The sequence below is a fragment of the Pseudactinotalea terrae genome (genome assembly GCF_009733845.1).
In the GTDB taxonomy this organism is placed as follows: domain Bacteria; phylum Actinomycetota; class Actinomycetes; order Actinomycetales; family Beutenbergiaceae; genus Pseudactinotalea; species Pseudactinotalea terrae.
Window position 1 is genome coordinate 1 of sequence record NZ_WNXZ01000015.1, and the last position, 1,544, is coordinate 1,544.

The 1,544-nt window shown below is 66.9% G+C and carries 2 protein-coding genes; both read right to left on the reverse strand.

Annotation, left to right across the window (positions count from 1 at the left end; translation table 11 throughout):
- Positions 1-9: 9 nt before the first annotated feature.
- Entirely contained in the window at positions 10-1,032 is a 1,023-nt protein-coding gene (locus GPA03_RS22415; protein ID WP_156254281.1) for an IS3 family transposase, read from the reverse strand.
- A 32-nt stretch (positions 1,033-1,064) separates the two neighbouring features.
- Positions 1,065-1,487 (reverse strand): hypothetical protein, encoded by a 423-nt coding sequence (locus GPA03_RS22420; RefSeq protein ID WP_156254282.1) that lies wholly within the window; start codon positions 1,485-1,487, stop codon positions 1,065-1,067.
- Positions 1,488-1,544: the final 57 nt, after the last annotated feature.

Here is a 1,544-nt window from a genome sequence, read left to right on the forward strand (position 1 = left end):
CGGAACCTGTCAACCTGTCTGGAGTCGGTCGTCGGTGGTGGGGTGGTTGATGGCGACTTGTGCCATCGGGGTGTGGATGACGGGTCGGGCTCGGAATCGTTCGGGGTGGGCCTGGTAGAGGTGTCCCATGGTGGTGACGCGGCGGTGGTGGGTCTGGATCCAGGTGCCGTCGTGGAGGCTGGCCGGGGTGTGCCCTTCCAGGGCGCTGTGGTGGTGCTGGTGGTTGTACCAGTCCACGAAGTGCGTTGCCCAGGCGCGTGCGGCGGCCACGTCGTTGAAGTAGTCGGGGTAGGTCGGGGCGTATTTCGCGGTCTTGAACAGGGCCTCGCTGAACGGGTTGTCGTTGCTGACCCGGGGCCGGTTGCGCGAGATCTCGATACCCAGGCGTTGGAACAGCCCGGTCACGGTGCGCGATGTCATCGAGGGGCCGCCGTCGGAGTGGATTCTGAGGGGGCAGCTGCCATGGACGGCGAAGGCGTTGCGGAACATCTCCTGGGCCAGGTCATCGTCCTCGACCTCCTCGATCCGCCAGCCCACGATCCTGCGGGAGAAGACATCCATGATCAGATAGAGCTGATACGTCACCCCGAAGTAGGGGCCCTTGAGATGAGTGATGTCCCAGGACCACAGCTGCATCGGTGCGGTGGCCAGCGCCTGCGGTGTGGCGGTGCTGCGGTGTCGGCGGGTGCGCCGGGCCGGGCGAGCGGGACTGTTCAGGACACGCGCGACCCGATACCAGGACGACAGCGACGCGACCGGATCGCCGGCGTCCAGAGCCTGGTAGAAGCAGTGGTAGACCGACCAGCCGTGTCGATACCCGGCCTGCAGCTTGGCCTCGATCGCTGCCCGCTCGTTCGCGTGCAGCCACGAGGCCGCCCGCCGCTGCGCCTGCGGCACCGGTGCCACGGCCCGGGGCCGCGGCTGGTGGTGGTAATGCCAGGTCGAACGCGACATCCCTACCAACGCCAACGCCGCCCGCTGGGAGTTGCCCGCAGCCTTCAGCTCGGCCACCAACGCCAGGCCAACCTGCATCGAGACATCCTCAGGGTCGGTCTCGGCGCTCCTCACACCTGCGACGGCGCGTCGGTGCCGGGTGAGCTCTTGCCGGCGCCGCCGCGATGCAAGAGCTCGATAGCTTTTCCCAGCGCCTCGATCGTGGCCTGCGCACTGGCCAGCTCAGCATCCTTATCCGCTAGCTGCCGCTCATGATCGGCCTCCAGATCAGCCAGCCGCTGCTGCAGCTGAGCCTGCTGCTCCAGCAACCGCGCCAACCCCGCGGACTCCTCCGCGCTCACCAGGCCACCCCGCCGAGGCACCAACCCCAGCTCCAAGCTGCCCGCGAAGACCTGCGCCCGCCAGCGCCGCATCGTGGCCTCACCCAGCCCGTGCTCACGCAGGAACGGCCCCTTACGGCCATACCCAAGCCCGACATACTCATAGACCAGCTCTCGCTTCTGCTCCGCAGTACGGAACCTTCGAACAGACACAACAATCAGCTCCTCAAATCGAGGACAACTGACTCACAAGCAGTCTGGCAGTCAGGG